Source organism: Vibrio sp. 10N.222.51.C5, from assembly GCF_041474575.1.
Taxonomy (GTDB): Bacteria; Pseudomonadota; Gammaproteobacteria; order Enterobacterales; family Vibrionaceae; genus Vibrio; species Vibrio crassostreae_C.
This window is the reverse complement of the sequence record NZ_JBFRUJ010000130.1, coordinates 1-207: the sequence shown is the minus strand read 5'-3', so window position 1 is coordinate 207 and position 207 is coordinate 1. Positions and strand designations below refer to the sequence as shown.

1 tRNA gene is annotated in these 207 nt (G+C 49.3%); it reads right to left on the bottom strand.

Annotated elements, in window-relative coordinates:
* Positions 1–115: 115 nt before the first annotated feature.
* Positions 116–200: transfer RNA gene (locus AB4558_RS21975), tRNA-Tyr, on the bottom strand.
* Positions 201–207 lie beyond the last annotated feature (7 nt).

Below are 207 nucleotides of genomic sequence, written 5' to 3'. Positions count from 1 at the left end.
CGGGAACCCCTCCAGGGTGTGTCTTACTCTTCACAAAGTAAGCCTAAATTGATGTTTTCCCATAAGCCCATCAATCAGGTTGTTCTCTTAACTCTTAAAAGAGGTAAGAAGAATATGGTGGAGGGAGACGGATTCGAACCATCGAAGGCAGTGCCGGCAGATTTACAGTCTGCTCCCTTTGGCCACTCGGGAACCCCTCCAGGGTGT